Below are 14781 nucleotides of genomic sequence, written 5' to 3'. Positions count from 1 at the left end.
CTTATCAGATGACGTTTGCCTGGAGTAAGTCATGCATACGAATGACACCATTCAAAGCACCTGAGTCGTCAACAACAATCAGTGTGTAGATCCGGTTTTCCTCCATCAGTCGTGCAGCTTCCGTCGCCATTGCTTGTGGGCTGACGGTTTTGCCATGATGGGTCATGACAGAGTCGACCTGTGTTTGCATGATGTCACAGCCTGCATCCAGAGCCCGTCGTAAATCACCGTCTGTGAATACGCCCTGGAGGTGGCCGCTGGCGTCAGTGATGGTCGTCATGCCCAGCCCTTTTGCGCTGATCTCATACAGAGCATCTTTAAGCAGAGTGCCAGGCGTGACACTGGGTATTTCATCCCCTTGGTGCATCAGGTCCTTGACCTTCAGTAACAACCTTCTGCCGAGCCGGCCACCCGGATGAGAAAAGGCAAAATCTTCTTCAGTGAAACCGCGTGCTTCCAGCAGAGCCATAGCCAGTGCGTCTCCCATCACCAGGGCTGCTGTGGTGCTTGATGTAGGGGCCTGGCCAAGTGGGCACGCTTCCTGGCTGACACTGACGTCCAGATTGGCATCAGCCGTCTCTGCAAGGACGGACGCCGGGTTGCCAGTCAAGGTAATGAACGGAACCCCTTTACGTTTAAGCAAGGGCAGAATGTTCATCAGCTCTTCGGTGGTGCCGGAGTTTGATAGAGCCAGAACCACGTCCTTGTCGGTAATCATACCCAGGTCGCCGTGGCTTGCCTCGGCCGGGTGGACAAACATGGCAGGCGTGCCTGTGCTGGAGAGTGTAGCCGCGATCTTGCGGGCAATATGCCCGGATTTGCCCATGCCGGTGACGACAATACGGCCTTCGCAGGCCAGAATCAGCTCGCAGGCATGAATAAAACTCTGGTCCAGCCTGTCGTTCAGATCGGCTATGCATTGGTGCTCAATGGCGATTGTTCGCCTGGCACTGTCGATAAGCGTCTTTTTGTCTGTCATTAATGATCCGGGATGCGTTAAACCTGACCGTACATTATGCCGAACCAGGCGAAATAAATCAGCAGAAACAAGATGCCGGCCATACGCCCGATGGGTTTTTGCTGCCTGATTGCCGGATAGCAGAAGATTACCAGAAGTACAGTCAGTACCATCATTGCAGAAATGTCTCGCTGCAACAGCTGCGGATTGAAGGGGCCCGGCGCAAGGAGTCCGGGAAAGGGCAGGACAACCAGGATGTTCATTATATTTGAGCCAATAATGTTGCCAATGGCCAGTGCGTGATGACCGCGAAGTGCACAGGTGACTGTTGCCGCCAGTTCGGGAAGACTGGTGCCCAGTGCCACCAGTGTCAGGCCAATGATGCCTGAGGATACGCCAAGAAAATCAGCGACTGATATGGCGGACTCAACCAGGTATTCAGCGCTGACAATCAGTAGCAACAAGCCGAATAACAGCCAGAATGCTGCTTTGGGGGTGCTGACATTAACGGGTATTTCTTCTTCATCTTCACTGGGCAGCGTGCTGTGTTTGCGGCTACGGAATAAGCGGTAGACAAAAAACGTTATCAGCACAATCAGGATCAGCGCGTCCATGGCTGCCAGTTGATAGTCAAGCAGCAGCACTGCGCAAGTTACGCTGACCAGCATCAGGGCAGGCAGCTCTTTATGGAGTAGCGAGGGTGGTGGTGTCAGCGGTTTGATAATTAGTGCGACTGCCAGTGCCACGCCGATGTTAAAGATATTTGAGCCGATAGCATTGCCGATAGCGAGTTCGGGTTCATCTTCCAGCGCAGAGGCTGCCGAGGAGAATATCTCCGGCGCAGACGTGCCGAAGGCGACAATGGTCAGGCCGATCACCAGTGGTGGAATACCCACGTTACGGGCAAATGCTGATGCGCCATAGACAAATTTGTCGGCACCCCAGATCAGGCCGACGAAGCCCAGGCAGATAATGACAATATCAAACAACATATAGTATCAGTGTTACAACTTGACTCATTTTTGAGCGCCCATTAGAGCGAAGGTACATGAGCCTTTGCAAGTAGTAATTTATTGAAATGGGTAATTAAGGTACACTGACGCTCCTGAACAGGAGTTGTCAGCAACTCAATGTAGCTGTCGTCGGAGGCAATTATGACAAAGCAGTTTTATCAGTTTTTTTTAGCGGTACTGGCCGGGTTGTTGCTCAGTGCAACCGCTCATGCCCAAAGTGGTAATGGCCCGTCTGCTGTGGAGGCCGCCGAGCAGTCAGTTACGGATTTACTGCAGCGGGTCAGGGACTTGCGGCCTTACTTCGATTCTGAGCCGGAAAGGTATTATGAAGGCATTGAAGAAGAAGTGACGAAGTTCGTGGATTTCCGGGAAGTGGCGCGGGGCGTCATGGCCCGGTACTCACAAATGGCGACAGATGAACAGCTTGAAGCGTTTGGTGACAAGCTGCGCGAGACGCTGACCCGCTTTTATGGTTCAGCATTGGTTGAGTACGGTGGCCAGGAACTGACCTATCTGCCGTCAGAAGAGGCTCCTGAGGATCCTGATGCGCCGACAACGGTACGTATGCAGGTCAATGCCAGTGGCTCTCAAATCGAGCTGCGTTACGCGCTGTTTAAAAATGATGCGGGTGAGTGGAAGCTCCGTAATCTGTATGTCGGAGGCATTAACCTGCGCCGTCAGTATTACACCCAGTTTGCAGCCCTGATGGCACGACACAATAACGATATCGACCAGGTTATTGAGGCGTGGCAGTAAGCAAGAGCCCAGTTTGGTCAGCCTTCTGATCAGCAGAAGGCTGAAGATCAGAAAACACAGGTTAGAGGAAAATAGATGAGTGTGGATGCACAGCAATTAAATGACGAACTGAGTGGGGTCTTATCAGACTGCCAGGTGAGTGTAGAAGGTGGTGGCGGTAAATTCCTGGTGACTGTCATTGGTGATGTGTTTGCCGGACTCAATGCTGTCAAACGTCAGCAACTGGTTTATCAACACCTGAATCCGCATATCCAGTCCGGCGCTGTCCATGCCGTCTCTATGCAACTGCATACCCCGGAGGAAGCTGCTCAGCATTAATGAGCAGCTTCTTGCTTCAGACCCGCCATCGTCCGCAATTCGCAGGCGGATAACCAGCAGACAGGAAAATTCATGGATAAATTAGCGATTCAGGGTGGAGTCCGCCTGAGTGGTGAAATTCGCGCAGCGGGTGCCAAAAACTCTGCTTTGCCTATTTTGGCGGCAACATTACTGACGGATGACGCGGTACAGGTGAGAAATGTCCCCCACCTGTACGACGTCACTACCATGTTGGAGCTGCTCGGTAGTATGGGCATTGAGCCGGTAGTGGATGCCGAGCTGAATGTCGAGGTCAAAAGCGGCTCAGTCACAGACTGTAGTGCCCCGTATGCCTTGGTCAAAACCATGCGTGCTTCCATTCTGGTACTTGGCCCGTTGCTGGCGCATTTCGGTCGTGCCGAAGTGGCCTTGCCCGGAGGTTGTGCGATAGGCAGCAGACCGGTCAATTTGCATATTAGCGCCCTGGAAAAAATGGGTGCTGATATCGTTGTTGAAGACGGTTATATCAAAGCCAGTGTCCCGGGTCGACTTAAAGGCGCGCATATTTTTATGGATATGTGCACCGTCACTGGTACAGAAAATATATTAATGGCTGCCACGCTGGCGGATGGTCAGACCATTATTGAGAATGCTGCCAAAGAGCCTGAAATTGTCGATCTGGCGAATTGCCTGATTGCGATGGGCGCTGATATCAAAGGGCAGGGTACCGATACACTGATTATCAACGGTAAAGAGCGGCTGCACGGTTGTACTTATTCCGTCATGCCTGACCGAATTGAGACCGGTACCTACCTGATTGCTGCAGCTGCCACCCGGGGCAGTATTCGCATCAAGGATACCTGCCCGGATACGCTGGAAGCAGTATTGCTCAAGCTTGAAGAAGCCGGCGCCGTTATTCGCACAGGTAAGGATTGGATTGAGCTGGACATGCAGGGCAAGCGACCCAAAGCGGTGTCTTTACGAACAGCCCCTTATCCAGCCTTTCCAACGGATATGCAGGCACAATTCATGGCGCTGAATGCCATCGCTGAAGGCGTGGGCATTGTGACTGAAACCGTATTTGAAAACCGTTTTATGCACGTACATGAAATGAACCGTATGGGGGCTTCGATGAAAGTCCAGGGTAATACTGTCACCATTACCGGCGTAGAGCAGTTAAAAGGAGCGCCGGTCATGGCAACAGATTTGCGTGCTTCTGCCAGTCTCGTGATTGCCGGGCTGGTGGCGGATAATGAAACTGTCGTCGATCGGATTTATCATATCGACCGTGGTTATGAGTGTATTGAAGAAAAAATGCGATTGCTTGGTGCCAAAATCAGGCGCTTGCCATAAGGGAGTAAAGCATGGCCCAGACAACACCTCTGGTTCTTGCCCTGACTAAGGGGCGTATCCTGCAGGAAACGTTGCCGCTACTGGAGCAGGCCGGTATTAAACTGGCCGAAGACCATACGACAAGCCGTAAACTGATCTTTGATACCAATCGGCCTGATTTGCGTATCATGATTGTTCGCGGATCGGACGTGCCAACTTATGTTGAGTTTGGCAGCGCTGATCTGGGTGTGGTCGGTAAAGACCTGTTAATGGAATACGGTGAAGGCGCTTTCTATGAGCCGCTGGATCTGGGGATTTCCCGCTGCCGCTTAATGACGGCGGCGCCAAAAGGTGCAGAGGCACCGGCAGGACGAGTCAAGGTGGCGAGTAAATTCGTCAATATTGCCCGGCGTTATTTTGCTGAGCAGGGTATCCAGACGGAAATTATCAAACTTAATGGTGCGCTTGAACTGGCGCCATCGATGGGGTTGGCTGACTGGATTGTGGACATTGTCGACAGTGGTAATACCCTGCGTGCAAATGGCATGGAACCACTGGAGCTGATTGCTGATATCAGTTCCCGGTTAATCGTCAATAAAGCCTCCATGAAAACCAAGCATGCGGCAGTCACAGCGTTGACAGAGCAAATCAAAGCTGCCGTCGCTGGTAGCCAGGCGGAGTGATTAAGGTCGTTCAAGATGACTAACGAATTCAAGATAAGACGCATGTCGACCACCGAGGCCGGTTTCGATAGTGAACTGGCTGATTTGCTGAATCGTCGTATGATTGAAGAACAGTCGCTGAGTGAAACAGTGGCCTCAATTCTGGCTGATGTCCGCCAGAATGGTGATTCAGCCGTTGTTGCCTACACACAAAAGTTTGATCGGCGTAATGATGTGTCTTCGATGGCACAGTTAACGGTGACCCAGGCGCAGTTACAGGCGGCACTGGCAGCATTGCCGGAGGATCTGTCACACGCTTTACACCTGGCGGCTGAACGGATACGACGCTATCACGAACACCAGAAGCAACCATCCTGGCAATATGAGGAAGAGGACGGATCTGTCTACGGTCAGCATGTTGTGGCACTGGAGAGGGTGGGGATTTATGTACCCGGTGGCAAGGCTAACTATCCTTCTTCCGTGTTAATGAACGCGATTCCTGCCAAAGTCGCTGGAGTCGAGCAAGTCATTATGGTGGTGCCAACTCCCTACCAGGGAGATGACGGTGGCGAGGGGCAACTGATATTTGCTGCTGCCGCTGTGGCCGGTGTTGACCAGGTTTATACCCTGGGTGGAGCACAGGCTGTGGGAGCGCTGGCGTTTGGTACTGAGACAGTGCCGCGTGTCGACAAAATTGTCGGCCCGGGCAACGTTTTCGTCACGGCTGCGAAAAAACAGGTTTTCGGTGAGGTCGGTATCGATATGGTAGCCGGCCCATCCGAGTTAACGGTGGTTTGTGATGGGCATACCGATCCCGATTGGATCGCAATGGATCTGTTCTCTCAGGCTGAACATGATGAGCAGGCGCAATCTATTCTGATCAGTCCGAATGCAGCGTTTCTCGATCAGGTTGCTGCCAGTATTGCTCGGTTGTTACCAAAGATGGAGCGTCGGAACATCATTGCAACATCGCTTCGCGACCGCGGCGCATTGATACTGGTTGAAAATGACCAGCAGGCCCTGGATGTTTGTAATCAGATAGCGCCTGAGCACCTGGAACTCTCAGTGGCTGACCCCCAGCAATGGCTACCGGGCGTAAAGCATGCCGGTGCGATTTTTCTGGGGCGTCATACCCCGGAAGCCCTGGGTGATTATTGCGCGGGACCTTGCCATGTCCTGCCAACCTCCGGAACGGCACGCTTCTTTTCGCCGCTGGGTGTTTATGATTTCCAGAAGCGCAGCTCCATCATTCAATGCTCTCCGGAAGGTGCGGCGGCGTTGGCGCCGGTCGCTGAGACGCTGGCGACCAATGAACGCCTGCAGGCGCACGCATTATCTGCCGCCTGGCGAATACCGGGCCGGGAAAAACTTTAGGCAGGTGTTGTTAGTCTCCTGGTCAGTTGCAGCGCGCGCCTTAACCAGGGTGCTAATCGTTATTACGCAGGATTGAGCTGCTGCTCTGCCCGGCGTTGAACTGTGTTCGGTATTGGGCAGTCCCGCTGCCCAGTGTGACTGTCTGATCCATGTAACGGCCATTTCGATACAATTGGAGAACGACAGTCTGACCGGGCAGTTTGCGGTTAATCTGCTCGATGGCGCCGATGACACTATCAATCGTCCGGCCATCAATCTGGACCATCACGTCGCCAGCCTGGATGCCGGCATTGGCCGCCGGGCTGCCTTCAGTGACCTGTTCAACCAATAACCCATGAATATCCGGGGTGCCAAAGAAGGTCTGGCTGCTCTCTTCTGTTAAAAGTTCGCCTGTTATTACACCAAGATAGCCCGGCGTCACCTGGCCGTGTTCGATTAACTGTTCTGCCACGATCATGGCCTTGTTAACCGGAACGGCAAAACCGATACCATCGGAGCCACCTGATTCCGAGTAGATGAAGGAGTTGATGCCGATCAGTTTGCCCTCGGCATTGATCAGTGCGCCCCCAGAATTACCATAATTCATGGCAGCATCAGTCTGGATATATTCAACCACGGGTAAACCATCACGGGGAATGCCGAGTGCGCTGACAATGCCGCGGGAAACGGATTTCTGGTTCATCAGATCCCGGCGCGGGTAGCCGATCGTCAATACGGTATCACCAACCTTAATATGGTCTGAGGTACCTACGGGAATCGCGGGGGGGAAAGTGTCTCCGTCTACTTTCAGCAGTGCCAGATCTGTTGCTGCATCAGAGCCGACTAATTCTGCTCGACCTGTGACAGTCCCCTGGTTGCCATCATTGAAATGGACTTCAATCTCTTCTGCGCCTTCGATAACATGCAGTGCTGTCAGGATGTGGCCTTCGTTGGTCACGGCAACGCCAGACCCAAGGCTGTCCCAAAGACGCTCAGAGGGAATATCCTGTAACAGTTCCCGCAAGGCAGAGGGCAACTCTTCGGTAGGAGGCAGCTGTATCTGCTCACGAATGGTCGAATGAATGCTGACGACCGAAGGAGCTGCCATGGCGATGGCAGAAGCATAGGAGCTGGCAGTATTGGTGTTTGTTGTCATTGCCTGAGGCTGCCGCTCTATCGCGGTCGCAAGCTGGCTGACCTCAGAAGATAGCTGGCTGATCTGCTGGTATTGGAACATGACCAGTGCGATGAGCACACCACTCAGTACTGGCCAGCCTGTAATCTGCAAAAGGTTTTTCATAGTTGACGCATTATGCGAATTATTTGCATTAATGTGAAGGTAACACACAGGAAATAAATGATGACAGTATTACGAGATGATCTCGTCAAACAATTAAGTCGCATGTTGCGCGTAGACCAGTTTAATGATTATTGTCCGAATGGGCTGCAAGTGGAGGGGGCCGGTACGGTTCGTCGCATTATCAGCGGGGTTACCGCCAGCCAGGCACTGATCGAAGCGGCTATTGAACGCCAGGCTGATACGGTACTGGTTCATCATGGGTATTTCTGGAAAGGCGAACCTGCAGCAGTGGCTGGCATGAAGAAACAGCGACTGAAATTACTGCTGGAGCATGATATCAATCTGCTGGCCTACCACTTGCCGCTGGATGCGCATGCTGAGTTTGGCAATAACGTTCAGTTGGCGCGGGTGCTCGACTTGCCGGTCAGCGGGGAGTTGATGAAACAGAATAACCAGGTCATGGGGTTGTTTGCAGACCTGGACGAAGCGATCTCTGGCGAACAACTGGCAAGTCGCCTGCATGAGAAGCTGGGACGTCAGGCATTGCACATTGCCCCGTCGGCGAATAAGACCATTAAGCGTATTGCCTGGTGCACCGGTGGGGCACAGTCATATATTCATCGTGCCGTGGACATTGGCGCAGATGCCTATATTTCCGGTGAGGTGTCAGAACCCACCTTTCATACTGCACGGGAACTGGGTATTCATTACTATGCAGCGGGCCACCATGCGACTGAGCGCTATGGTGCTAAAGCGTTAGGCGAGTGGCTGGCTGCTGAATATGACCTGGTGCATGAGTTTGTCGATATTGATAACCCGGTTTAACGCCGGGGACCTGCTAACAGGCTTGCTGGCCCCCTGAATCGACAAAGCCCGCCTGACATCTTGGTATGCTGTCAGATGGGCTTTGGGGTAATGTGACTTGAGGTTGGTCTGCGCCAGTGTTAGCGAGCGTTGAGGATGCCGGTCTCTTGCATCAGTTCAACCACTTTGTCCAGACAGTCTTCAACCGACAAGGCATCAGTATCCAGCTCCAGTGCGACATTTTCTGGCGGTGCGTAAGGGAAAGAGATGCCCGGTATATCGGCTGAACCCGTTGCTTCAGCTGCCGCATAAATACCACTGGGGTCACGTTGCTGACACACCTCGATTGGTGGGTTCAGATAGATGATGTGGCAGTTGTCCTTGCCGATCACACTGATCGCATGCTCACGCGAATCCGGGTTTGGTGCCACAAAAGCTGCGCAGCAAATCAGGCCCGAGTCATTGATGAAGCGTGCCACGTGTGCACTGCGGCGCAAGTTCTCGGCACGGCCTTCGGCATCATGTGGCAAGTCTTTGCTGATGCCCAGGCGCATCGCCTTGCCATCCAGCACAGTGCTTACCCGCCCCAGGTCAAACAGTCGGCGCTCAAGCCCGTGTGCCAGTGTTGATTTGCCCGACCCGGATACACCGATGAACATCACTGTGGCTGGCTTCTGGCCATAACGTGCGGCCCGCTCTTCACGTGTCACGTGTGTTGTGCTGCTGCGGTTGCGACGTTTCTTGGTGGTCGCATCAGAGGAAATCATGCCGCCGCCAACAGTGACGTTGCTGAGACGATCAATGACGATAAAGGAGCCGGTATTACGATTTTTGGTATAGGCGTCAACGCAGACGGGTTGGTCGACACTGATTTCACAAACACCAATCTCGTTCAGTTCCAGAGACGGTGAAGGGTTCTCAGCCAGCGTATTGACATCAATCTGGTGCTTGATGGCATTGATGCGTCCGCTGACCGTCTTGCCAGCCAGTTTAAAGTCATACAATTTGCCGGGTAGCAGGGGCTCTTCTATCATCCAGACAACAGTTGCCTCAAACTCATCGGTTACGGCAGGCTGGTTGTCGCGATGAACGATCATGTCGCCACGGCTGACATCAATCTCATCTTCCAGGGTTAACGTTATCGCCATATCAGAGAAAGCCAGTTCCAGCTCTTCTTCATAAGTCACAATGGACTTGACCCGGCTTTTCTTGCGAGAAGGCAGGACGATGATTTCGTCGCCCTTGCGTACAACCCCTGAGGCGATAGTGCCGCAGAAGCCACGGAAGTTCAGGTTGGGGCGGTTAACGTACTGAACCGGCAGGCGGAAATCCTGGTAGTTTTTGTCTTCTGCCAGCTCCACATTTTCCAGCAGCCACATCAGGGTAGGGCCGTCGTACCACTCCATGTTAGTGCTGTTGTTTACGACGTTGTCGCCGTCTAGTGCCGACATTGGAATAAAGTGAAATTCGGCGTCAGGCAGGTTTTTCCTGAACTCCAGGTAGTCTTTTTTGATCTCTTCGAACCGCTCTTCGCTGTAATCAACCAGGTCCATCTTGTTGACAGCAACAACGATGTGGCGGATGCCAAGCAATGAAGTGATGAAGCTATGGCGTCTTGTCTGTACCTGCACACCGTGCCGGGCATCAATCAGTATGACGGCCAGATCACAAGTTGATGCCCCGGTTGCCATGTTGCGTGTGTATTGCTCATGCCCGGGGGTGTCGGCAATGATGAACTTGCGTTTGGAGGTTGAGAAATAGCGGTAGGCCACGTCAATCGTGATGCCTTGCTCACGCTCAGCTTGCAGACCGTCCACCAGCAAGGCCAGGTCAATCTTGTCGCCTGTGGTACCGACTTTCTGGCTGTCTTTCTGAATGGCAGCCAATTGATCTTCGTAGATCATTTTGGAGTCGTGAAGCAGGCGCCCGATTAACGTGCTTTTGCCGTCATCCACACTGCCACAGGTCAGGAATCGCAGCAGTTCCTTGCGCTCGTGCTGGGCCAGGTAGGCCGTGATATCTGTGCTGATCAATTCTGATTGGTGTGACATGATTAAAAATATCCTTTGCGTTTCTTTTCTTCCATTGAACCGGCCTGGTCTGAGTCAATGAGGCGGCCCTGGCGCTCCGAACTGGTCGTCAGCAACATTTCCTGAATAATTTCAGGCAATGTGGTGGCTTTGGACTCGACGGCGCCGGTTAATGGGTAACAGCCCAGGGTGCGGAAACGCACCATTTTGTTCTCTACTTTGGTTTCCGGGGTAATCGGCATGCGATCGTCATCAACCATGATGTCAACGCCATCCATGTTGACGACCGGACGCTCCTTGGCAAAGTACAGTGGCACGATATCGATATCGTTCAGGTAGATGTACTGCCATATATCCAGCTCAGTCCAGTTGGAAAGCGGGAAGACCCGGATACTCTCACCTTTGTTAATCTTGCCGTTATAGATGTTCCACAGTTCGGGGCGCTGGTTCTTGGGGTCCCAGGAATGGTTCTTGTCGCGGAATGAGAACACCCGTTCCTTGGCCCGGGATTTCTCTTCGTCGCGTCGTCCCCCGCCAAATGCCGCGTCGAACTTATGCATGTTCAAGGCCTGGCGCAGCGCCTGGGTCTTCATGATGTCGGTATGCTTTTCGCTGCCATGAGTGAATGGCCCGATCCCGGCATCGATACCTTCCTGATTTTTGTGAACGATCAGGTCGAGGCCCAGCTTTTCCATCTGGTCATCACGAAACTGGATCATTTCCTTGAATTTCCAGGTGGTATCGACGTGCATTAAGGGGAACGGCGGACGGCCTGGATAAAATGCCTTCATTGCCAGGTGGAGCATGACCGAAGAGTCTTTACCAATTGAATAAAGCATGACAGGGTTGTCGAACTGAGCCGCGACCTCCCGGATGATATGTATGCTTTCCGCTTCGAGTTGCTTAAGATGAGTCAGGTTGTAGTCGGCCATTTATCATTCCCATAGACTGAAAAACCGCCCAGCTTCCTGCTGAGCGGTATGCAGTAAATTACTTGTCGATTGGCAGTTGAGAGCTACTGCTTTTTGTCAGTGGTGCTGGCGTCGGAATTGCTGTCGCTTTCCTTGTCGCTGTCAGCATCGCTGTTGTTGTCGCTTTCACTTTCGCTGCTGTTCTGTTTCTCGTTTGCACTGTCATCCTGGTTCTGGTCTTCGTGCTTTTCTTTCTCAAGACCGAACTCTTCGGAAAGTGCGCCAGGACCAGAGGACTTTTTCGGAGCATAGTCTTTAGGCTGCTCTATGCTATCGCTGCCCTTGGCCTTGGTGTTTGTTGCATCAACATTAGAGCTGTCTTCATCCGAGGCAAACATCTTTTGCTCACCGGCAGGAAGTAGTTTGCTCGCGACATCTTCTGTGCACAGATTCTGAGCACCGCTGGCGAGATGCTGGTAGACATCACGGTAGCTTTCGGTCATCTGGTGAACCAGTTCTGCAGTTGTGTTGAAATGCTCACTTACCTGATCCCGATACACTGCCTGATCGCGTTGTAGATCTTGCAGTCTGTTCTCAAGCTCGTTGACTCGTGCCGGATTGTCGCCCTTGATAATTCGCGCCAATAGCAAGCCTGCAGCCAGTCCGACCGCCAAGCACGTGATACCTGTCAACCAAATCATAGAAGTACCTTCTGCTTTTATTAATGAGTGCTTTGTGATTAACCGCCAATGGTGTTTCTGTATTAGCGATTCGCGATTCTATCATGAAGTGGGGAGCATGTAGAGACGCGAAAAAGAAGGTCGGAATTATCTGTGGCTGATCTGGTATAGCGGGGCTGAGTGGCATAAAATGCGCGGCACTTGAAACACAGGAACTCTGGGATGTTGCAGGATACTTTGGCTCTTCGACCCCGGCAGCGTTATGAGAATGACCTGGCCAGCGGTCGCATTCAGAAAGATAAAGCGCAGGCGGCAGCGATTGCTTATCTTGACTCGCTTTATGTGCAGCTGAATCAGGCGCCTTCCTCCCCAGGCTGGCTGGGGCGAGTCAGGGCCGCGCTGCCATCGTGGCTGTCAGGGCCGGTTGAGTCAGCGTCGCCGCAAGGATGTTATTTTTATGGCGGAGTTGGCAGAGGTAAAACTTATGTTATGGACCTGTTCTATGACAGCCTGCCATTCGAACACAAGCAGCGCACCCACTTTCATCGCTTTATGCAGCAGGTTCACGCCGGATTGAAAGCGCACAAAGGTAGCAAGGATCCACTGGAGCGTGTGGCGGATGCTATTGCTGATCAGGCGCGAGTGCTTTGCTTTGATGAATTCTTTGTGTCGGATATCGGTGATGCCATGATTCTTGCGGGGTTGCTGGGGCGTTTGTTTGAGCGAGGCGTTGTTCTTGTGGCGACGTCAAATATCCACCCGGATAAACTCTACGAAAACGGATTGCAGCGACAACGGTTTTTGCCGGCTATTGAGCTGGTAAAGACGCATACCCGGGTTTTTGAGCTGGACGGCGGGGTTGATTACCGGCTTCGCACGCTGGAGCAGGCGCCATTGTATTTCTCGCCCCTGGGTGATGACTCGGAGGCTGCTTTGCAGGGAGCTTTTGAAAACCTGGCCACGGATCAGTTGCGTTGCCGCCGAGATGTTGAGATCGAGGTGCTGGGGCGTCAGGTGCCTGCCAGAATGGAATCCGACGGAGTGGTCTGGTTTGATTTTGAAGTGCTTTGCGGTGGTACACGCAGTGCATTTGACTATATTGAGCTGGCGCGCGAGTACCATACTTTGCTGCTGTCCGGGGTTCCGCAGCTGGCAGCAGCCAACGATGATAAGGCAAGAAGATTTGTGAGTTTGGTCGATGAGCTGTATGATCGCCACGTAAAGTTATTGCTGTCGGCAGAGGTCGAACTGCGTGCCTTATATATAGGTGACGACCTGGCGTTTGTATTTGAGCGCACCCAGAGTCGTTTGCTGGAGATGCAGTCCAGAGACTATCTGGCGTTGGAGCACAGACCATAGCGGAATCACGATACTGGTGGTTGCTGCAATCAGTAATATTGTCCATAAAAATACTTGATGTTCTTGGGGCGCTTCTGTAAACTTCGCGCTCCCTGAAGATAATGCTCGTTCGGTGACGTTTAAAATGAAAACTTTTAGTGCAAAGCCACAGAATGTTGAACACAACTGGCTGTTGATAGATGCGGAAGATAAGACGCTGGGTCGACTGGCGACGGAAATCGCAACTCGCCTGCGTGGAAAACACAAGCCAGAATACACGCCTCACGTGGATACCGGCGACTTCGTCGTGGTAGTGAACGCTGAAAAAGTTCGCGTGACCGGCAATAAAGCATCTGACAAGATGTATCATCGTCATTCCGGTCACCCGGGTGGCCTGAAATCTTTCAGCTTTGAAAAGCTGATCGATCGCTCTCCAGAGCGCGTACTCAAGCTTGCTGTTAAAGGTATGCTGCCTCGTACGCCACTGGGTCGAGCCATGTTTAAAAAGCTTAAAGTGTATGCCGGTACTGAGCATCCACACGCGGCGCAGCAGCCACAGGCGCTGCAACTGTAAGAATTTAACGAGGTCCTCGGAATCCCTATGTCAACAACTCAATACTATGGCACTGGCAGACGTAAAACTGCCACCGCTCGTGTGTTCATCCAGAAAGGAACGGGCGCAATTACTGTTAACAATCGTACGCTGGATACATTCTTTGGCCGTGAAGTGGCGCAAATGATTGTAAAACAGCCGCTGGAATTGCTGGAACTGAGCGATCAGTTTGATATCAAAGTGACCGTTAACGGTGGTGGCAGCTTTGGCCAGGCGGGCGCAATTCGTCATGGTCTGACGCGGGCGCTGATTGCCTATGATGAGGAATTCCGTTCACCGCTGCGTAAAGCTGGTTTTGTAACGCGTGATGCGCGTGCAGTTGAGCGTAAGAAGATCGGTTTGCGTAAAGCACGTAAGCGTCCTCAGTTCTCCAAGCGTTAATTTTTGGGGAGCGACCTCGTTTATTGAGGTTACTTCCTGTTTGGAAAACAGCTATTTTGGCTGGATTCTGAAAAAAGCGCCCCTGATTTGTCAGGCGGCGCTTTTTTTATGTCTTTTTGAAAAAATAAATTCTTATTTATTTCAGTGGGTTAAGTGTTTTGGTGGGATATCAGTGCTTGAAAAATCTCGCTAAATTAACTACCATTCCGCCCGCTTGCCGGTTTGCGCCTTTCTATTGCTGTTCTTAAATCAAAATAATGATTGGAGCAGCTCACCTCTACATAACGGGGCAGGATGTGACTGTCTTCGTTTTTGGAGGCCATCTTAGCGCACCCTAGCAGCACAAGCAGATT

General features: G+C 52.3%; 15 protein-coding genes. 9 read left to right on the top strand and 6 right to left on the bottom strand.

Annotated features, from left to right (window positions below; translation table 11 throughout):
- Positions 1-4: 4 nt before the first annotated feature.
- Positions 5-979 (bottom strand): KpsF/GutQ family sugar-phosphate isomerase, encoded by a 975-nt coding sequence (locus PSCS_RS03420; RefSeq protein ID WP_068810398.1) that lies wholly within the window; start codon positions 977-979, stop codon positions 5-7.
- Positions 980-996: 17 nt separating this feature from the next.
- Positions 997-1950 (bottom strand): calcium/sodium antiporter, encoded by a 954-nt coding sequence (locus tag PSCS_RS03415; RefSeq protein ID WP_068810397.1) that lies wholly within the window; start codon positions 1948-1950, stop codon positions 997-999.
- A gap of 162 nt (positions 1951-2112) precedes the next feature.
- Here PSCS_RS03415 and PSCS_RS03410 point away from each other — a divergent pair, with 162 nt between their 5' ends.
- The 5 genes from PSCS_RS03410 (at position 2113) to hisD (ending at position 6392) form a co-directional block, all read left to right on the top strand.
- Positions 2113-2727, top strand: coding sequence for an MlaC/ttg2D family ABC transporter substrate-binding protein (locus PSCS_RS03410; protein ID WP_068810396.1), 615 nt, complete (start codon positions 2113-2115; stop codon positions 2725-2727).
- A 75-nt stretch (positions 2728-2802) separates the two neighbouring features.
- Positions 2803-3045, top strand: coding sequence for a BolA family protein (locus PSCS_RS03405; protein WP_082866529.1), 243 nt, complete (start codon positions 2803-2805; stop codon positions 3043-3045).
- A gap of 72 nt (positions 3046-3117) precedes the next feature.
- Entirely contained in the window at positions 3118-4377 is a 1260-nt protein-coding gene (gene murA / locus PSCS_RS03400; protein WP_068810395.1) for a UDP-N-acetylglucosamine 1-carboxyvinyltransferase, read from the top strand.
- Positions 4378-4388: 11 nt separating this feature from the next.
- Positions 4389-5039: an ATP phosphoribosyltransferase gene (gene hisG / locus PSCS_RS03395; protein WP_068810394.1), complete on the top strand. Its 651-nt coding sequence runs from the start codon at positions 4389-4391 to the stop codon at positions 5037-5039.
- A gap of 15 nt (positions 5040-5054) precedes the next feature.
- Positions 5055-6392 (top strand): histidinol dehydrogenase, encoded by a 1338-nt coding sequence (gene hisD, locus PSCS_RS03390; RefSeq protein ID WP_068810393.1) that lies wholly within the window; start codon positions 5055-5057, stop codon positions 6390-6392.
- Between the two features lie 52 nt (positions 6393-6444).
- On the opposite strand, the gene PSCS_RS03385 is transcribed toward hisD, so the two are convergent.
- Entirely contained in the window at positions 6445-7671 is a 1227-nt protein-coding gene (locus tag PSCS_RS03385; RefSeq protein ID WP_068810392.1) for a S1C family serine protease, read from the bottom strand.
- Between the two features lie 60 nt (positions 7672-7731).
- Between PSCS_RS03385 and PSCS_RS03380 the strand changes: the two genes are divergently transcribed.
- The gene (locus tag PSCS_RS03380; RefSeq protein ID WP_068810391.1) at positions 7732-8496 is read left to right on the top strand and encodes a Nif3-like dinuclear metal center hexameric protein; all 765 of its coding nucleotides are present in this window, start codon (positions 7732-7734) and stop codon (positions 8494-8496) included.
- A 119-nt stretch (positions 8497-8615) separates the two neighbouring features.
- Here PSCS_RS03380 and cysN read toward each other — a convergent pair whose 3' ends face one another.
- From cysN to PSCS_RS03365, 3 genes are all read right to left on the bottom strand, one after another.
- Complete coding sequence (gene cysN, locus PSCS_RS03375; protein WP_068810390.1) at positions 8616-10526, bottom strand: sulfate adenylyltransferase subunit CysN; 1911 nt, start codon at positions 10524-10526, stop codon at positions 8616-8618.
- A 2-nt stretch (positions 10527-10528) separates the two neighbouring features.
- On the bottom strand, positions 10529-11437 hold the full coding sequence (gene cysD / locus PSCS_RS03370) for a sulfate adenylyltransferase subunit CysD (protein ID WP_068810389.1): 909 nt from the start codon (positions 11435-11437) through the stop codon (positions 10529-10531).
- Positions 11438-11520: 83 nt separating this feature from the next.
- Positions 11521-12117, bottom strand: a complete 597-nt coding sequence (locus PSCS_RS03365) for a YhcB family protein (RefSeq protein ID WP_068810388.1) — start codon at positions 12115-12117, stop codon at positions 11521-11523.
- A gap of 201 nt (positions 12118-12318) precedes the next feature.
- Here PSCS_RS03365 and zapE point away from each other — a divergent pair, with 201 nt between their 5' ends.
- From zapE to rpsI, 3 genes are all read left to right on the top strand, one after another.
- Positions 12319-13455, top strand: a complete 1137-nt coding sequence (gene zapE, locus PSCS_RS03360; RefSeq protein ID WP_068810387.1) for a cell division protein ZapE — start codon at positions 12319-12321, stop codon at positions 13453-13455.
- Between the two features lie 124 nt (positions 13456-13579).
- Positions 13580-14008 carry a 50S ribosomal protein L13 gene (rplM, locus tag PSCS_RS03355; protein WP_068810386.1) on the top strand — a complete coding sequence of 143 codons (429 nt, stop codon included), beginning with the start codon at positions 13580-13582 and terminating at the stop codon, positions 14006-14008.
- Positions 14009-14035: 27 nt separating this feature from the next.
- Positions 14036-14428, top strand: coding sequence for a 30S ribosomal protein S9 (gene rpsI, locus PSCS_RS03350; RefSeq protein ID WP_068810385.1), 393 nt, complete (start codon positions 14036-14038; stop codon positions 14426-14428).
- Positions 14429-14781: the final 353 nt, after the last annotated feature.

It is taken from the genome of Pseudohongiella nitratireducens, from assembly GCF_001642735.1.
Classification (GTDB): Bacteria; Pseudomonadota; Gammaproteobacteria; order Pseudomonadales; family Pseudohongiellaceae; genus Pseudohongiella; species Pseudohongiella nitratireducens.
The sequence above is the reverse complement of the archived record's forward strand: the minus strand, read 5'-3'. Positions and strand labels throughout refer to the sequence as shown.